This is a genomic window from Streptomyces antarcticus, from assembly GCF_026627255.1.
Lineage (GTDB): Bacteria > Actinomycetota > Actinomycetes > Streptomycetales > Streptomycetaceae > Streptomyces > Streptomyces antarcticus.
Window position 1 is genome coordinate 158,195 of sequence record NZ_JAPNLM010000003.1, and the last position, 17,458, is coordinate 175,652.

General features: G+C 73.5%; 13 protein-coding genes. 4 read left to right on the top strand and 9 right to left on the bottom strand.

Features of this window, described 5'->3' with window-relative positions; genetic code table 11:
- Positions 1-237: 237 nt before the first annotated feature.
- Both OTB16_RS06745 and OTB16_RS06750 read right to left on the bottom strand, forming a co-directional pair.
- Entirely contained in the window at positions 238-1,488 is a 1,251-nt protein-coding gene (locus OTB16_RS06745) for a serine hydrolase domain-containing protein (RefSeq protein ID WP_267718983.1), read from the bottom strand.
- On the bottom strand, positions 1,455-2,150 hold the full coding sequence (locus tag OTB16_RS06750) for an NUDIX hydrolase (protein ID WP_420717635.1): 696 nt from the start codon (positions 2,148-2,150) through the stop codon (positions 1,455-1,457). Before OTB16_RS06750 ends, OTB16_RS06745 begins: the two co-directional genes overlap by 34 nt.
- A gap of 131 nt (positions 2,151-2,281) precedes the next feature.
- Here OTB16_RS06750 and OTB16_RS06755 point away from each other — a divergent pair, with 131 nt between their 5' ends.
- Positions 2,282-2,815 carry an SRPBCC family protein gene (locus OTB16_RS06755; protein ID WP_267718985.1) on the top strand — a complete coding sequence of 178 codons (534 nt, stop codon included), beginning with the start codon at positions 2,282-2,284 and terminating at the stop codon, positions 2,813-2,815.
- 22 nt (positions 2,816-2,837) lie between these two features.
- On the opposite strand, the gene OTB16_RS06760 is transcribed toward OTB16_RS06755, so the two are convergent.
- Complete coding sequence (locus OTB16_RS06760; RefSeq protein WP_267718986.1) at positions 2,838-3,932, bottom strand: amidohydrolase family protein; 1,095 nt, start codon at positions 3,930-3,932, stop codon at positions 2,838-2,840.
- Positions 3,933-3,990: 58 nt separating this feature from the next.
- Positions 3,991-5,346 carry a cytochrome P450 family protein gene (locus OTB16_RS06765; RefSeq protein WP_267718987.1) on the bottom strand — a complete coding sequence of 452 codons (1,356 nt, stop codon included), beginning with the start codon at positions 5,344-5,346 and terminating at the stop codon, positions 3,991-3,993.
- Between the two features lie 311 nt (positions 5,347-5,657).
- Between OTB16_RS06765 and OTB16_RS06770 the strand changes: the two genes are divergently transcribed.
- Positions 5,658-6,224, top strand: a complete 567-nt coding sequence (locus tag OTB16_RS06770; RefSeq protein ID WP_267718988.1) for a hypothetical protein — start codon at positions 5,658-5,660, stop codon at positions 6,222-6,224.
- A gap of 34 nt (positions 6,225-6,258) precedes the next feature.
- Here the strand turns inward: OTB16_RS06770 and OTB16_RS06775 are convergent, their stop codons facing one another.
- The 4 genes from OTB16_RS06775 to katG form a co-directional block, all read right to left on the bottom strand.
- A complete protein-coding gene (locus OTB16_RS06775) occupies positions 6,259-7,146 on the bottom strand; it encodes a hypothetical protein (protein ID WP_267718989.1) in 888 nt (295 codons plus the stop codon).
- Positions 7,143-7,670 (bottom strand): SigE family RNA polymerase sigma factor, encoded by a 528-nt coding sequence (locus tag OTB16_RS06780; RefSeq protein WP_267718990.1) that lies wholly within the window; start codon positions 7,668-7,670, stop codon positions 7,143-7,145. Before OTB16_RS06780 ends, OTB16_RS06775 begins: the two co-directional genes overlap by 4 nt.
- Before the next feature lie 244 nt (positions 7,671-7,914).
- Entirely contained in the window at positions 7,915-9,327 is a 1,413-nt protein-coding gene (locus OTB16_RS06785) for a pectate lyase family protein (protein WP_267718991.1), read from the bottom strand.
- A 224-nt stretch (positions 9,328-9,551) separates the two neighbouring features.
- Complete coding sequence (gene katG, locus OTB16_RS06790) at positions 9,552-11,783, bottom strand: catalase/peroxidase HPI (RefSeq protein ID WP_267718992.1); 2,232 nt, start codon at positions 11,781-11,783, stop codon at positions 9,552-9,554.
- A gap of 277 nt (positions 11,784-12,060) precedes the next feature.
- Here katG and OTB16_RS06795 point away from each other — a divergent pair, with 277 nt between their 5' ends.
- Positions 12,061-12,471, top strand: coding sequence for a Fur family transcriptional regulator (locus OTB16_RS06795; RefSeq protein WP_267718993.1), 411 nt, complete (start codon positions 12,061-12,063; stop codon positions 12,469-12,471).
- Positions 12,472-12,552: 81 nt separating this feature from the next.
- Here OTB16_RS06795 and OTB16_RS06800 read toward each other — a convergent pair whose 3' ends face one another.
- Positions 12,553-15,117 (bottom strand): galactose oxidase family protein, encoded by a 2,565-nt coding sequence (locus OTB16_RS06800; RefSeq protein ID WP_267718994.1) that lies wholly within the window; start codon positions 15,115-15,117, stop codon positions 12,553-12,555.
- A 264-nt stretch (positions 15,118-15,381) separates the two neighbouring features.
- Between OTB16_RS06800 and recQ the strand changes: the two genes are divergently transcribed.
- Complete coding sequence (recQ, locus tag OTB16_RS06805; protein WP_267718995.1) at positions 15,382-17,445, top strand: DNA helicase RecQ; 2,064 nt, start codon at positions 15,382-15,384, stop codon at positions 17,443-17,445.
- Positions 17,446-17,458 lie beyond the last annotated feature (13 nt).

A 17,458-nucleotide genomic window follows, 5' to 3' on the forward strand; every position in this document is an offset into this window, starting at 1 on the left:
AGGTCAGGGCCGAGGATGCTTCCCGGGGTGGGCGCGGACGGTGGGCCGCGGCGGCCGGGGTCACGCACGCCGTACGGCAGGGTCGGCCGTGGCGCGGTGGCGCGCGTCCTCAGCATGGCCGGGGTACCCACTGCCCGGGTCAGGCCATGTGACTGCACCGTCCGTCCGTTTCGGCCGGGTGTGCACCCGTGGTCAACCGCGTGCACGGCACGCACACCCCGCGCCCGTGCGGAGGCGTCAGCGCGCGTGGTGCTCGGGCAGGTCGACGTCGGCCGGGGCGGCCGCGAAGCCGCGCGCCGCGCCCTTCGCCGGCTTCGTGGCCCCCGTCCCGCAGAACGCGGCCTCGAGGGTGCCGCCGAGGGCCGTGTTCGCCTCGCCCCTGTTCGACGTGTTCGCCATGGCGGCGAGGCTCCGGCGGCCGTCGCGGGTGCTGAACGCGTAGGTGTAGAAGCCCTGCACGGTGCCGGTGTGCCCGTAGACCGACGTGCCGCAGGAGAGGTCGTAGCGGCGCAGGCCCAGGCCGTAGAAGCGGGTGCTGGTGCTGTCGGTCGCGGTCGCGGCGGTCATGGCGTCGAGCATCGGCTTCGGCAGCAGCTTCCCGCCGAGCAGGGCGGAGGTGAAGGTGTTCAGGTCGGCCTGGCTGGAGATGACGGCTCCGGCGGACTGGGCCCACGACACCGTCTGCTCGGTGGAGTCGACCAGCGGCGCGCCCGCCTCGTCGGGGTGGAGGTAGCCGCGCGCGTGCGCTCCCCTGATGGTCGTGCCCGGATGTACGTACGAGGTGTTCTTCAGCGCCAGCGGCTTGATGACGCGGCGCTCGTACTCCGCGGCGACGTTGCGGCCGGTGGCCTTCTCGATGAGCATGCCGAGGACGACGAAGTTGGTGTTGGAGTACGCGTACGCCGCGCCGGGCCGGGTCGTGCGCGGCTCGGCCAGCGAGAGCTCCACCAGGTCCTGGTAGGCGAACACCCTGTTCCGGACGGCCTCGAACCCGGGCACGGTCCGCGCGAACATCACGTTCGTGTAGTCCGCCAGCCCGCTCCGGTGGGTCAGCAGGTGGCGCACGGTGATGCGGTCGTCGGGCAGCAGGCCGGGCAGGTGGCCGTTGACGGACGTGTCGAGGCCGATCTTCCTCTCGGCCACGAGCTGGAGCAGGACGACGGAGGTGAACGTCTTGCTGACGCTGCCGATCCGGAACCGGGCCGCGGGATCCATGGCGGCGCCCGTGGTCCTGTCGCGCACGCCGACGGCCTTCGTCCTGGTACCGCCGGGGCCGCTGAAGCGGGCCATGGCCCCCGGGGCGCCGGCGGCGGTCGTGTTGCGCAGCGCCCGTTCCAGGGCCCTGAGATCGGGAGCGGGGGGTCCGGCCTGCGCGGTCCCGGCGGGTCCGGCCGGCGCCGCGTGCGCGGCGGTCGCCGGTGCGACCCCCGCCACGACGGCGAGCAGGGCGGCGCTCACGGCCAGACGTCGGTTGAACGGCAGAAGCATGTGGTCCCTCTGGTCTGCTGAGGCGGAGACCGGGCACGGCGTCGCGTACTCGTGCTCCGGGAAGCGGAATTGACTGCTCCGGGCGCGAGCATACGGAAGATCCGTTGCCGTTCCGGCGCGCGAAACCGGCCCGCCGCGGGGCCCGCGCCCCGCCTCAGACCGCGGGACGGTTCCCCGGGGACCCCCAGCGCCGACGCGATCAGGTCGTGGATGAAGGAGTCGCCGGCTCGGTTCTCCTTGAGCCGGGGGAGGTCCTCGCGGCCGAACCAGTCGTAGGCGGAGTGCTTGGCCCACTCCAGGGCGGGGCGGTCCAGGTCTCCGTCGACCTCGACGAGGTAGTCGGCCTCGTGCCGCAGGCCGTTGCCGTCGTCCCCGGTCCAGGTGCTCACGCCGAGGAGCCGCCGCACCCGGCGCACCCGCCAGCCGGTCTCCTCCGCGACCTCCCGTACGAGGGCGTCGAGCAGTGCCTCGCCGGGCTCGACGTGGCCGCCCGCGATGTCCCAGCAGCCGGGGAACAGTCGCCGGCCGGGGGCGCGCCGCTGCGCGAAGGCCCGGCCGCGGCCGTCGAGGATCACCGCCCCGACCGCCCAGAGCTCGCTGTCGCCGGGCACGGGCACCTCGACGCCGGGCGCCACGTCCACCTCGTACTGACCGTCCGTCATGTCGCCACGGTACGCATCCCCCGGCCCCCGGGGGTGCCCTCCCCGCGCGCGGAGGGGCGGCTGTTGGTTACCGCAGGGTAGCTTCGTGGGTGGGCAGGCGATAGCGTCAGATCCCCGGAGATCGGAGTGCCATGCCCCGTACGTTCAGCGTGTCCGACAGCGTCCTCGTCGGCGCCAGCCCGTCCACGGTCTACCAGCGCGTCTCCGATCCCGCCCTCATGGGCGGCTGGAGCCCCGAGAACCTGGGGGCGACCGTGCGCGGCGGCGCCGGGGGGAGCGCGTACGTCGGGATGGTGTTCGACGGCCACAACAAGCGGGGTCCCTTCCGCTGGACCACGCGCTGCACCGTCACCGCGGCGGACCAGGACCGGCTGTTCCGGTTCAGGGTCCATGCCATCGGCCTCAGGCGCCCTCGGCTGCCGGGACCCATCGCCACCTGGGAGTACCGGTTCGAGCCGGTCGAGGAGGGCACCCGGGTCACGGAGACCTGGACCGACGACCGGCGCAAGTGGCCCGACGCCGTGGCCAACGCCTTCGACCGGGTGGCGACGCGCGGGCACACCTTCGCCGACTTCCAGCAGCGCAACATCCGCACCACGCTGCGCAACCTCAAAGCGGCGCTCGAAGCCGCGCCGGGAGCGGCGCCCGCGACCCCCTCGCCGTGACGGTCCGGGGGCCGGGCGGCGGTCAGACCGTCGCGAGCTGCGGGATCAGGCGGAGCGCGTTGCCCCGGTAGATCCCCTGGAGCTGCTCCGGGGTGAAGGCCGGGTCCGCATCGAGCGCGGGGAAGGCCAGCTCCGTGACCGTGTCGGCGGGGGCGGCGGGCCAGTCGGTGCCGAAGAGGACGCGGTCGGCCGGCACGTGGGCGAGGAGGGTCGCGGCGGGAGCCATGGGGCCCGCCGTGTCGTAGTAGAAGCGGCCGAGGTGGTCGCGGACGGCGCCGGGGTCGATCGGCGGATCGCAGAACCGTCCGAGGGCCTGCATGCGCGTCGCGATGTACGGCAGGAAGCCGCCCGCGTGCGGCAGGATCACCGAGATGTCCGGGAAGCGGTCCAGCGTCCGCCTGCTGATCATGTTGACGGCGGCGCGCGTGGTGTCGAGCAGGAAGTCGCACATGAAGTTCGGGATGCCCGGAACCGTCGCCGCGCCGGGCGGGCCGCCCGGGAGGTTGTGGGGGTGGGTGTCCACCACGGCGGAGCAGTCGTTCAGTTCGCCGAACAACCGGTCGTAGGACGGGTCTCCGAGGTAGACGCCGCCGTAGTTGGCCGTGACGTTCACGCCGACGGCGCCGAGCTGCCCGAGTCCGCGGCGCACGGCCCAGGACGAGGCGTCGGGGTCGTCCAGGAACAGCGGCGTGTAGAACGCGAACCGTCCCGGATGCGAGTTCACGACCTCGATCATGGACTGCAGCGTGATGTTGACGGCCTCGCGCAGCTGGGCCGACGAACGGTATCGCGCCGGCAGCATGGGCTTCAGGACGGCCGTGGCGATCCCCGCCCCGTCCATGAACCGGACGGCGGCCGCGGTGTCGAGGCGCGTCCACGGCGGCAGCTGCCTCGGCTCGATCAGCCCGTGGTGCTCGGCCCACTCACGCCACTCCGGTGCGCAGTAGTGGTGGTGCATGTCGATCTTCGACGGCGCCGAGCGCCCCCCGTCCGGGTCCGGGGCGTGGTCGCCCGGCACCGTACGGGCGAGTTCACCGGTGCCCACGGCCGCCATCACCGGCTCGTCCGCCGACGCCGGCGGGAGGGGTCGTTCCGAGGTGCGCGCAGAGTCCGGCATGCCAATCCACCGTCCGTCGGGTGCGGGTCTACTGGGTACGGGTCTGACTGGTACGGGTCTACTCGCGGGAGGCCGCGGAGACGGCCGCGGGGGCCGTCGGGGCCGCGGAGCCCACGGGCTCCGGACCGAGGTTCACGGCCGTACGGGACGGGTCCAGCTCGAGCCGCAGGTGCTGGAGGCCCCGGAACGCCGCCACCGGCCCCTTCAGCCAAGCCCCCCCGGCCTCCTCGTCGTCGGCCAGCCGCATCCGCGGGAACTCCCGCAGGAGGCAGGAGAGCGCGATCTCCAGCTCCAGCCGCGCCAGCGGCGCACCCAGGCAGTAGTGCGTACCGTGGCCGAAGCCCAGGTGCGTGCCCTGGATGCCCTCGCGCGTCACGTCCAGGACGTCGGGATCCTCGAACTTCTCCGGGTCCCGGTTCGCCGAGGTGATGGCGATCTGGACCAGGGAGCCCCGGGGGATCAGCGTCCCGCGGACCTCGACGTCCTCGGCGGCGTACCGGAAGGTCGACGTCTCCACCGACCCCTCGAACCGCACGATCTCCTCCACCGCCTGGGGGATCCGCCGCGGGTCCGCCCGCAGCCGCTCCAGCTGGTCGGGGCGCAGCAGCAGGTTCAGGACGGTGTTCCCGATCTGGAACGCGGTGGTCTTGTGGCCCGCGAAGAAGATGACCCACATCGACGAGACGAGCTCCGCGTCGTCCAGGGCGTCCTCCGCCCGGATGAGGTCGCCGAGGAACGAGTCCGACGGGTTGTCGCGGGTGTGCGCGACGAGCCGCCCCAGCCGGTTCTGCAGCCACTCCTCGGCCGCCCTCAGCTCAGCCTTCAGCCGGGGGTCGAACCGGGCGCGCGTCACGACCGAGAACTGCTCCAGGATCTCGCCGCGGTCCGCGTCCGGGATGCCCATCAGCTCGCAGAGGACCGCGATGGGCAGCGGGAAGGCGAACGACGTCATCAGGTCGACCGCGCCGCGCTCGCGGCAGTCGCGCAGCAGGTCCTCGGCGATCTCCGTGATCCTCGGCCGCATGGCCTCCACCCGCCGGGGCGTGAACGCGCTCCGCAGGCTCCGGCGCAGCCGCGTGTGCCGCGGCGGGTCCGAGAAGAGCACGTTGTCGTCCAGCGCGTCGAAGAAGCTGCCGTACACCGCGTGGTACGTCTCGATGGCCCCGCGCATGTTCTTGCTGAACCGCGGGTCCGAGAGGGCGTCCCGGGCGTCGTCGTAGCGGGTGATGAGGTAGGTGTCGACCCCGTGCGGCGGCGTCAGCCGGCACACCGGGGCCCGCTCGCGCAGCGCGGCGTAGGCGGCATGGGGGCACGCCCGGTACTCCGGCGCGCCCGCGGACACGGCCGCCACGATGTCGTGCAGCGCGCCGTCGCCTTCCGGAGCCGCCTTCGGTGCCGCGTTGTCCTGGGTCATGTTCCGCGCCCTCCGTGACACTCGGGTTCCCGGACCCAGCGGTTCCCTGCGGGCGCGGGCCGCGAAACGGCCCCCGCCCGATCGGGTGAGCCGCCGCGCCCGTCCGTCCGGGGGCAACCGCGGCCCCCGCCCGGCCCGGCCGGAGCGGGGCGGGGCCCCCGCGGGGCGGTCCGGCGGCGGCCGACGGCGGGGGACCGGGGCGGCCCGGCCTTCGGCCGACCGGCCGACGGCCGTACGGTCCGCTGCGGTGACGGGCCCCCGGGGCCGGGGAAGGGCTGTGCGTGCAGCCCATCGCCCAGAGGAGACCGCGCATGGCCCGACGTCCCGCCCTGGTCCTCACGACGGCCGCCGCGCTCGCGCTGGCCGTCGCCGCTCCCGCCTCCGCGTCCGGCCCCGCCGGCGCCGAACGCGGCAGAGCGGCCGTCGAACGCAGCGTCACGTACCGCGCTACCGCCCCGTACCATATCCACGCGAACGGGGTGAAGGCCGGCTACGTCCCGGACAAGTACTGCGTCGCGAACCGGAGGGGCCCCGGCGCGCTCGGCTACCCGCACTTCAACCACGCCTACGACAACTCCGTGGACCCGGCGAAGCCCGCCGCCCTGTACTACGAGGACGACGGACGCGGCGGCAAGCGCCTCGTGGGCGTCCAGTGGCTGGTCTACGACCGGGACCAGAACCCGGCCACGGACGACGACCGCCCCACGATGTTCGGCCGCGCGTTCAAGGGCCCGCAGCGCGGCAACTTCCCCGGCCAGCCCGTCCACTACGCCCTGCACCTGTGGCTCTGGAAGGCGAACCCGAAGGGCGTGTACGAGACCTACAACCAGGCGGTGGCCTGCCTCCCCGGCACCACCCGCCCCCAGCCGGCCGCCTGAGCCGGCGGGCCGTCCGCCCCGGCGGGCGGCCCGCTCAGCCGGTCCGGGCGAAGTCTCCCCGCACCGATGCCCTGCCGTCCGGGCCGCCGCCGCGCGCCGCGGTGGCCTCGGCGCCGTAGGAGTCGTCGTTGGCGTCGCGCCCCCCGGTGGCGTGGTCGTACTGCCCGACGAAGAGGTGCTCGCCGACCGGGACCGTCCGGCCCGGCTTGAGCGTCCACCGGTAGACGAGGAAGCCGCCGTCCGTACGGACGGAGACGGCGAAGTCGCCGGCCGGGAGGGACTGCCTGCTGCCGGTGCTGCGCACCCCCTCGGTCAGGGCGATCCGCAGCTCGACCGTGAGCGCGGTGAGCGGACTCGACGTCTTCAGGGTGACGTTGCTCCGCGCCCAGCGGACGGTGCTGTCGGGATCGACGGAGCCGTCGGCCCACAGCGGGCCGTCCTCGGTACGCGAACCGGCCGCGGGCGGCGTCGCGCGCGAACCGGCGGACGGCGAACCGGAGGCGGTCCGCCCGGGGTCGGGTCCGGGCCCGGCCGGAGCCGTGGAAGGCGGCGGCGACGCGGGCGGCGACCCGGTCCCCGTCCCGGTCGGGGCGGTGGAGGGGGACGGGGGCGCGGATGCGGGCGGGGCGGGTGAGGGGGACACGGAGGCCGGCGGGGCCGGATCCGTGGCGACCCGCGGCGGGTCCGGGGCATGGAACACCGTCGCCACGGCGAAGCTGCCCACCGCCAGGGCACCGGCGGTCGCCAGGGTCGCGAGGACGACCCTCGGCCAGGACACGGCCCCGCCGCGCCCGCGCCCGAACGGCCGGGCAGGGGGCTCCGGGCGGGCCGTGCCGCGCTCGACCCGGGCGAGCATGCGGGCCCGGTCGGGCCGGTGGGCCGCGGCGCTCTCGCGCAGCAGGTTGCGCAGTTCGTCCGTCACCGGCTCCTCCTCCCCACCAGCTCGTCGGCGGCCCGCGTGCCGAGCAGCCGTTGCAGTTCCGCCGTTCCCCTGGAGGTCTGGCTCTTCACCGTACCGACCGATATTCCCAGGGCCAGGGCGGTGTCCTTCTCCGACAGGTCGAAGGCGTAGCGCAGGACGACGCAGGCGCGCTTGCGGAACGGCAGCCGGTCCAGGGCGGCCCGCACGTCCATCACGGCCGCCACGTCCGGGCCGTCGGTGCGCTCCTGGCGGTGCGACCAGAACAGCAGCACGCGCCGCCGCTCGCGCACGCTGCTGCGGATCCGGCCGCGCGCGAGGTTGGCGACGACCCCGCGCGCGTAGGCGGCCGGGGAGTCGGCGCGGCTGACCCGGTCCCAGCGGTGCCAGAGCGCGACCATCGCATCGGCGGCGAGGTCGTCGGCGGCGTCCGCCTGCCCGGTCAGCAGATGGGCGAGGCGGGCGAGTTCGGAGTGGTGGCGCTCGAAGAAGGCGTGGAAGTCCGCGGACGCCTCATCGGTGGTCATGGCCTCGGTACGGCCTCTCGGTGCGACGGGGGCGCCAACCGGCAGGTGCGGGAGCGTAGCAGTTCGTTCGAGCGGCTGTTCGGCCGCTGCCCGCTCCGGCCGGCGGACGCCGGCCGGGCCCCGGGCGGGGCCCGGCCGGAACCGGGTCCCGGTCGGTGTGACGGCGTCCATCAGCCCACCGGGTTCCAGCCGTCGGTGCCGGCCAGGTAGGTGCGGGCGGTGTGGCCGGCGGCCTGGGCGGCGGTCAGCTGGGGCCGGTCCGGGCCCGTACCGGCGCCGGGGCGGACGGCGCGGGGGCGGAGGTGGAGCCGGACTCGGTGAGGACGCCCGCGCCCGCCTTCACCGCGAGTTTCGCGGGCAGCCCGGCGGCGGGCTCCAGGCCGGCCGAGAGGGTGGGCTTCCAGGAGACGGACGTCTTGATCTTCTTGCCGGGGTTGGCGGCGTTGTACGCGGCGACCGGGTCGGCGGGCTTCCCGTCGACGAGGTTGCCGCGGCCCGCGACCGCTCCCGTACCGTCACCGTCGAGCAGCTGGGAGACCTTGCGGTCGGGCGACAGCCTCCAGTGGTTGTTCTCCGCGACGACCTGGGCGCCGGCCCGGGAGTTGAGGCTGTAGCTGTGCGCGTACCCCGCGCGCTCGGCCGTGTCGTAGAGGTTGTCGTACAGGTGGATCCTGCCCACCCGGGCGAGCGGGGCGCGCTGGACGACGCCGCGGAAGACGTTGTGGTGGAGCGTCACGCGCAGCTTGGTGTCCTTGTCGCTGCTGCCGATGAGCATCGTCTTGTCGTGGTTGTCGAACGTGTTGTACCCGACGGTGACCAGGTCGGAGGCGTTGGTGATGTCGAGGGCGCCGTCGTGGACCTGGTACTTCCGGCCGAAGTGGGACGGGCTAGCGGCGTCGTGGTGCGGGGAGTCGGAGAAGCTGTTGTGGTCGACCCACACGTGGGTGGCGCCGCGCAGGCTGACGGCGTCGTAGGCGGAGTTCCAGTTCCCGGTGGAGCCGTCGGTGGGGTCCCACTGCGGGAAGCAGTCCCGGACGTCGGTGAGGAGAAGGTTGCGGATGATCACGTTGTCGGCGTTCTTCAGCACCAGGCTGCCGCCGGTGATGCCCGCGCCGGTTCCGGGCACCCCGATGACGGTGGTCCGGGCCGGCACGGTGAACACCATGCGGGCGGCCTGCCGCGCCTGCGCCGCCCTGCGGGCGTTCTCCTGCGGGCCGGCCGGCAGCTTCGCCCGCCCCCAGGAGGAGGGGTCATACGCCCGGAGATAGGCGTCGAGGGAGTAGCCGGTGCCCGCGGCGTGGTCGGAGCACGTCAGCGGCGTGCCGCTGTCGTCGGTGTTCGCGTCGATCATCCCCTTGACCCGGATGATCCGCGGGGCCCCGGCCGGCCCGGCGGTCAGGGCCTTCGCCAGAGCGGCGCGCGTGGAGACGGTGAACACGCGGGAGGCGTCGGCGGCCCGTCCGCCGGTCGTGCCCGCGCCGCTCGCGGCCCAGCCGTCCCCGGCGGGCAGTGCGCCGTGGGCGAGGCCTGCGGGGGCGGCGGCGCCGGCGGTCACGATCAGCGGGACGGCGCCGAGACCGGCGGCGACCACCGTGGCCACTCCGGCCAGGGCGAGCCTTCGGCGGGCGGTGGGACGGCGGTGGGGGGAAGGGGACATCCGGGGTTGCTCCTCGGGGTGGGGTGCGCTGTTCCCCCTTCAGTTGCCGCCGGAGCCGGGAAGGTTGCCGCGCCCGAGCCGAAAGATCGAACGCGTCGCACTCCGCCGCGACGGCCGCCCGGCCGGGCGCGTACGGGAGCCGTTGCCCCGTGCAACGGCGGACGCCCGGGCCGCGGCCGGTGGGGCCGGGCCCGGGCGTCGTGATCACGACCCGGCTGACGGGATCAGACGAGGTCGAACCGGTCCAGGTTCATGACCTTGTCCCAGGCGGCGACGAAGTCCTTCACGAACTTCTCCTTCGCGTCGTCGCCCGCGTAGACCTCCGCGACCGCGCGCAGCTCCGAGTTCGACCCGAAGACGAGGTCGGCGCGGGTGCCGGTCCACTTGACCTCGTTCGTGGCCGAGTCGCGTCCCTCGAACGTGTTCGCGTCCTCGGACGTCGCCGTCCACGTCGTGCCCAGGTCGAGCAGGTTGACGAAGAAGTCGTTCGTCAGCGTTCCGGGCGTCTTGGTGAACGCGCCGTGGGCCGCCTGCTGGTGGTTGGCGCCCAGGACGCGCAGACCGCCCACGAGGACCGTCAGCTCGGGGGCGCTCAGCGTCAGCAGGTTCGCCCGGTCGAGCAGCAGGTACTCGGCCGGCAGCCGGTTGCCCTTCCCGAGGTAGTTGCGGAACCCGTCGGCGGTCGGCTCGAGCGCGGCGAAGGACTCCACGTCGGTCTGCTCCTGGGTGGCGTCCACGCGGCCCGCCGCGAACGGGACCCGTACGTCGAACCCGGCCTCCTTGGCGGCCCGCTCGACGGCGGCGCCGCCGGCGAGCACGATCAGGTCGGCGAGCGTGATCCGCTTGCCGCCCGTCTGGGCGCCGTTGAAGGACTCCTGGATCCCCTCCAGCGTGCGCAGCACCGCCGCGAGCTGGTCGGGCTCGTTGACCTCCCAGCCGCTCTGCGGCTGGAGGCGGACACGGGCGCCGTTGGCACCGCCGCGCTTGTCGCTGCCGCGGAAGGACGAGGCCGAGGCCCACGCGGCGGACACGAGCTGGGACACCGACAGGTCCGAGTCGAGGACCCGCTGCTTCAGGGCGGCGACGTCCGCGTCGGTGACGAGCTCGTGCGTCACCGCGGGGAGCGGGTCCTGCCACAGCAGCGTCTCGGCCGGGACCTCGGGGCCGAGGTAGCGGACGACCGGGCCCATGTCGCGGTGGGTCAGCTTGAACCAGGCGCGCGCGAAGGCGTCGGCGAACGCGGCGGGGTTCTCGTGGAAGCGACGCGAGATCTGCTCGTAGGCCGGGTCGATCCGGAGCGACAGGTCGGTCGTCAGCATCGTCGGCGCGTGCGTCTTGGCCGGGTCGTGGGCGTCGGGCACGGTACCCGCTCCGGCGCCGTTCTTCGGCCGCCACTGGTGCGCGCCGGCGGGGCTCTTGAACAGCTCCCACTCGTAGCCGAAGAGGATGTCGAAGAAGCTGTTGTCCCAGGTGATCGGCGTGTTCGTCCAGATGCCCTCGAGACCGCTGGTGATCGCGTCGGCGCCCTTGCCGGTGCCGTACGTGTTCTTCCAGCCGAAGCCCTGCTGCTCGATCGGGGCGGCCTCGGGGTCGTCGCCGACGTGGTCCGCGGGGCCCGCGCCGTGGGTCTTGCCGAAGGTGTGGCCGCCCGCGATCAGGGCGACGGTCTCCTCGTCGTTCATCGCCATCCGGCGGAACGTCTCACGGATGTCGCGGGCCGCGGCGAGCGGGTCCGGGGTGCCGTTGGGGCCCTCGGGGTTGACGTAGATGAGGCCCATCTGGACCGCGCCGAGGGGGCTCTCCAGGTCACGGTCCCCGGTGTAGCGCTCGTCGTCGAGCCAGGTGGTCTCGGGGCCCCAGTAGACGTCCTCGTCGGGCTCCCAGACGTCCGCGCGGCCGCCGGCGAAGCCGAAGGTCTCGAAGCCCATCTGCTCGAGCGCCACGTTGCCGGTGAGGATCATGAGGTCGGCCCACGAGAGGCTCTGGCCGTACTTCTTCTTGACCGGCCACAGCAGGCGCCGGGCCTTGTCGAGGTTGCCGTTGTCCGGCCAGCTGTTGAGGGGCGCGAAGCGCTGCTGCCCGGCTCCGGCGCCACCGCGGCCGTCACTGATGCGGTAGGTGCCCGCGCTGTGCCAAGCCATCCGGATCATGAACGGGCCGTAGTGGCCGAAGTCGGCCGGCCACCAGTCCTGCGAGGTGGTCAGCACCTCGGCTATGTCCTGCTTCACCGCGGGGAGGTCGAGGGTCTTGAACGCCGCGGCGTAGTCGAACTCCTCGCCGAGGGGATTGGCCACGGCGGGGTTCTTGGCGAGGATCTTCAGGTTGAGCCGCTCGGGCCACCACTGGCGGTTGCCGCCGCCCTGCGTCGGGTGCGGGGCGCGCTCGTGCGCGACCGGGCAGCCACCCCCGCCCTCCGTCTTCGCGTCTACGACGATTGCATCATGGTTCTCAGACATGGGAATCCTTCCGGACCAGGCGGATCACGGTGCTCAGGAAGTGCGTGCGGGGGAGTAGCTGGGGCGCCGTTCCGGCGTCGCGCGGCTCCTCGGCGGTGGTCCTTCACGGCTCTGTCTCCTGCCGCTCCGGAATCTTCCTGCCCCTTGGCTATCTACGGAACCGATCCTACGATGGACAGAGTCCAAGTCAAGAAGGACACCAATCCCATATTTCATCGGATCCCGGACGGGCACCGTAAGCTCCGGGATCCAGCCGAACCTGAATGGGTGAGCCGACATGAGTGACCTGCTGGAGCGACTGCGGGGGCGTGGCTGGCGGATGACGGCTCAGCGACGTGTCGTTGCGGAGGTCCTGGAAGGCGACCACGTACACCTCACGGCGGACGAGGTGCACGCGCTCGCGGTGCTGCGGCTGCCGGAGATCTCCCGGGCGACCGTCTACAACGCGCTGGGCGAGCTGGTCTCCCTCGGTGAGGTAGCGGAGGTCTCCACCGACGGCCGCGCGAAGCGCTACGACCCCAACGCCCACCACCCGCACGAACACCTCGTGTGTTCGCGCTGCGGGCTCATCCGCGACGTCCGCCCGACGGGCGACCCGCTGGCCGACCTGCCGGCCGAGGGGCGGTTCGGCTTCGCCGTGTCCGGGGCCGAGGTCACCTACCGCGGGCTGTGCCCGGCCTGCGTGTAGACGCCGCGACGACATCCCCGCGGGCCGGCGCTGCTCCGCGCCGGGCCTTCCCTCCGCGCCCGATCGCTCCTCCGCCGCGGGTCAGGAGACGGTGATGAACCGTGCGGTGCTCGGGACCCCCCGGGCGTCGAGGGCGAAGAGCATGTAGGTCCCCGGCAGGACCACGCCCGGGTCGGCGGGGAGGGACACGGTGTACGCCCCCGGTCCCGTCGCGGCGGACACGAGCGGGACCCGCCGCTGGTCGTTGTCGGTGGAGTGGGTGGCGGCCGCGGCCCGCATGAGGACGAACGACGCCACCGGCGCCTGGGTGCTCACCGCGAGCGACGTTCCCGGAGCGGCCCGGGAGGGCACACCGCCGGTGATCACCGGCCGCGGCTTCGGCGAGCCGTCCGCGTTCAGCAGGTACGGCGGGGTGAAGACGGCCCCGTCCGGGTGGTTGGTCGCGCAGTCGCCGCACAGGCCCCCGCCGCCGGAGAAGATCCGTCCGTCCGGCAGCAGGTTGGCCACGCTGTGGTAGTTGCGCGGTACGGCCATGGTGGCGAGCGGGGTGAAGGCGCCGGTCGACGGGTCCCACAGCTCGGGGGTCAGGACCGAGGTCGCGTCGCTGAACGGCACCGGGAAGGACTGTCCGCCGAAGACGGCCACCTTGCCGTCGGGCAGGACGACGCTGTTGCTGAACCCGCGGGCGTGCTCCATGTCCCCGGTGCGGGCGGACTGGACCTGGCCGCCGCCCGTGACGCTCACGGTGTAGGCGCGCGGGGTGGCGGGGGTCTTCTCGTAGGCGGGGGAGCCGCCCAGGGTGAGCAGCTTGCCGATGTCGTAGGAGACGCCGTTGCCCGTCATCGCGTCCGGGCTGTCGGCGCGCGGACCGGCTCCGGTGATGCTGCCCGCGCCGCTGGTGGAGATCAGGTTCATCTGCTTGCTCGGGCCGAACTGGAGCACCTTGCCCGCCGAAGTGGCGTACAGCCACATGTGGTTGTCGGCGCGGTAGGGCCCGGCCGGGTCGGCCGTCAGCGCCGGGGAGGCCGGGACGCCCGGCAGCGTCCGCCAGGTGCGGGTGTCCGGGGACCAGACCTCGCCGGCCTTGTCGCCCGCGGCGCCGCTCCAGGATCCGCCCAGGACGAAGGCCTCACCCGTGGAGAGGAGCGTCATGGCCTGGTATCCGCGGGCGATGTTCATGCTTGTGGTGGAGGACCACTGGTCGGTGGCCGGGTCGTAGATGCTCGCCTTCTCCGCGTTGCTGCCTCCGGTGACCAGTACGCGGCCGTCGGCCAGCATGGCTATGCCGGGACAGAACATGTCGTGGCCGGTGTTGTCGATGCGGCGCTGGGTGACCTTGCCCGTCTTCAGGTCCAGGATCGCGGTCTGGGTGTAGCCGTTGCTGCCGCCGAAGCGGTCGACCGCGTACGCCGACCAGGCCAGCAGCTTGTCGCCGGGCAGGGCGGCGGTGGCGACGGGAACCAGCGGGAAGCCGGTGATCCGGTCCCAGGCGCCGTGGGCGGCCGGGCTGGCAGGTCCGCTCAGGCGTATCTCCCCGGCGGAGGTCCACGGACCGCGTCCGCCGGCCTCGGTGGTCACCGTCAGGCGGACGAAGCGGGCGGTCTCGGCGCGGGTGAAGGTTGCGGTCTTGACCGTGTCGTCGTCCCGCCAGGTACCGGAGGCGACCGGCGGGCCGAAGGCGGAGCCGTCGGTGCTGGTGCTGACGGCGTACGTGCCGGCCCGGCCGTTGGGCCCGTCCGGCCGGGGGTGGTAGACGAGCGCGGACACGGCGGTCGTGCGGTGCATGTCGATGGTGATGCTGTGGGGCAGGGGGGTCGCGGTGCCGCTCCACCTGCTGTGCCAGATGGTGTTGGCGTCGCCGTCCAGGACGCGGGCCGCGCGGCCGTTCTCGCCCGTGGTCTCCTCGTCACTGGCCGTCGCCGTCCACCCGGTCCGGGCCAGGTCGACGGTGGCGGCCGGGGTGCCGGGGTCACCCAGCAGGTTGATCTCGGCCGCGGACGTCCAGGGCCCGCGGGCGCCCGCCTCGGTGAGGGCCGTCAGCCGGACGAAGCGGGCACCCTGCGGGGCGAACCCGAGCGTCTTGGTGCTGCCGTCGTCGGCGAGGGTGCCGGTGGCCACCGGGTTCCCCCAGCTCTGGCCGTCCGCGCTGACGCTGAGGGCGTACTCGCCGACGCGCCCGTTGGCCCCGTTCGCCCGGGGGCGGTAGACCAGGGCGGAGACGACGGCCGTGCGGTGCAGGTCGACGGTGATGCCGTGGGGCAGGGGGGCGGGGGAGCCGCTCCACTTGCTGTGCCAGATGGTGGCGGCGTCACCGTCGAGGACGTGGGCGGCGCGGCCGTTCTCGCCGGTGGTCTCCTCGTCGCTCGCCGTAGCCGTCCACCCGGTCCGGTCGAGAAGGGGAGCCGTCGGCTCCATGGCGTTCGCCGGGGCGATGCCGTGGTGCGGCGACTGCGACGCCGGCTGCCGCTCGAAGGGGGCGGGCGCGGGGACGGGCCGGGGCGCCGCGGCGGCGCGGCCTGCCGCGGCCTGGCTCGCGACCCCGAGCCACGGTGTCGCCCCGATCAGCAGGGAGCCGAGGCCGAAGGCGACGAGCAGATGGGAGCGCCGTAACGCACGGATGAAGGCAGGGGAGCGCCTGGACTGCAATCTGACCTCCTGGAACGGGCGGGCACGGCCCCGTAGAACATAGGTCAGAACGTCATGAACTCGCCCTAAGTGAACGAGAGTTGGCGTGAAACCGTGAGATCGGCCGATGAGGTCGCGACGGTGGGGTCGCGACGGCGGGGTCCCGCCGCTCCGCGGCCGGCCGGGCCGGCCGGGCCGGTCGCGGGAGGCCGCGGGGAGGATCCGCCGTCCACAGGTTCCGGCGGACGGCGCCGGGGTGTCGGCGGGTGCCGTTAGGCTTCGAGGATGGCCCTTCCGGACGCTTCCCCCGATACCTCCGATGCTCTGCAGGTGCTGCACCGCGTCTTCGGATACAGCTCTTTCCGCGGTGAGCAGCAGGAGATCATCGAGCAGGTCGTCGGCGGCGGCGACGCCCTCGTGCTCATGCCGACCGGCGGCGGGAAGTCGCTCTGCTACCAGATCCCGGCGCTCGTCAGGGACGGCACGGGCATCGTGATCTCACCGCTCATCGCGCTGATGCAGGACCAGGTGAACGCGCTCACCGCCCTCGGGGTGCGGGCCGGCTTCCTCAACTCGACGCAGGACCCGTACGAGCGGCAGGCCGTGGAGCAGGCCTTCCTCGCCGACGAGCTGGACCTGCTCTACCTGGCTCCCGAGCGGCTGCGCACCGAGAGCGCGCAGCGGCTGCTCGACCGGGGCAAGGTGTCGCTCTTCGCGATCGACGAGGCGCACTGCGTCGCCCAGTGGGGCCACGACTTCCGGCCCGACTACCTCGCCCTGTCCATGCTGCACGAGCGCTGGCCGAAGGTGCCGAGGATCGCGCTCACCGCGACGGCCACCGAGGCCACCCACGCGGAGATCGTGACGCGGCTCGGCCTGGAGGACGCCCGGCACTTCGTCGCCAGCTTCGACCGTCCGAACATCCAGTACCGCATCGCCCCGAAGAACAACCCGCTGAAGCAGCTGCTGGAGCTGATCCGCACCGAGCACGACGGGGACGCCGGAGTCGTCTACTGCCTCTCCAGGGCCTCGGTGGAGAAGACCGCGGCCTTCCTGGTGGAGCAGGGCATCGACGCCGTCGCCTACCACGCCGGGATGGACTCCCGCGCGCGAGCGGCGAACCAGGCGCGCTTCCTGCGGGAGGACGGGGTCGTGGTGGTCGCCACGATCGCCTTCGGCATGGGCATCGACAAGCCGGACGTGCGCTTCGTTGCACACCTCGACCTGCCGAAGTCGGTCGAGGGCTACTACCAGGAGACCGGCCGCGCCGGCCGCGACGGCGAGCCGGCCACGGCGTGGCTGGCCTACGGGCTGCAGGACGTGGTCCAGCAGCGCAAGCTCATCGAGGGCTCCGAGGGCGACGACGCCCGCCGCCGTTCGCTCGGCATGCACCTGGACGCCATGCTCGCCCTGTGCGAGACGGTCGACTGCCGCCGGACGCGCCTGCTCGCCTACTTCGGGCAGTCGGGCGAGCCGTGCGGCAACTGCGACACGTGTCTGGCGCCGGCCGAGTCCTGGGACGGGACGGTCGCGGCGCAGAAACTGCTGTCCACGGTGTGGAGGCTCGCGAACGAACGGCGCCAGAAGTTCGGCGCCGGCCAGATCGTCGACATCCTCCAGGGCAAGAAGACGGCCAAGGTCATCCAGTTCGACCACGACGGGCTCTCCGTGTTCGGCATCGGGGCGGACCTGAGCACCGCGGAGTGGCGCGGGGTCGTGCGCCAGCTCCTGGCGCAGCGGCTGCTGGCGGTGGAGGGCGACTACGGGACGCTCGTGCTGACGGAGGACAGCGCAGAGGTGCTGGGAGGCCGCCGCAGTGTCCAGATGCGCAAGGAGAAGGCGCCCGCCGCGCCGTCCCGGAAGGAGTCCGGATCGCGCTCCGGGAAGGCCGCCCGTGTGCCGGTCGACTTGCCCGCCGCGGCCGAGCCGGTCTTCCTGGCCCTCCGCTCCTGGCGGGCCGCGACGGCGCGCGAGCAGGGCGTACCGGCGTACGTCGTCTTCCACGACGCGACGCTGCGGGAGATCGCGACGCGGCTGCCCGCCACGGTGGAGGAACTGGGGACCATCGGCGGGGTCGGCGAGGCCAAGCTCACCAAGTACGCCCAGGGTGTCCTGGACACCCTGGCGCAGTGCGACACCCCCGAGCCCGCGGCCGAGACCACCGCTGAGCCCGCCGCCCTGCCGGCGGCCACCGCCACCGCTGCCCCTGCCGCCGGGTCCGCCCGGCCGGTCCCGGCCGGGCCCGCGACCGCCGCGGCGGCCGGGCCCCTGGCGGAGTCCGGGGCGCCGGACGAGGACGAGCCGCCGTACGACCTGGACGAGATGGCGCCCTGGGACGACTGGCAGTAGCGGCGCCACCGCG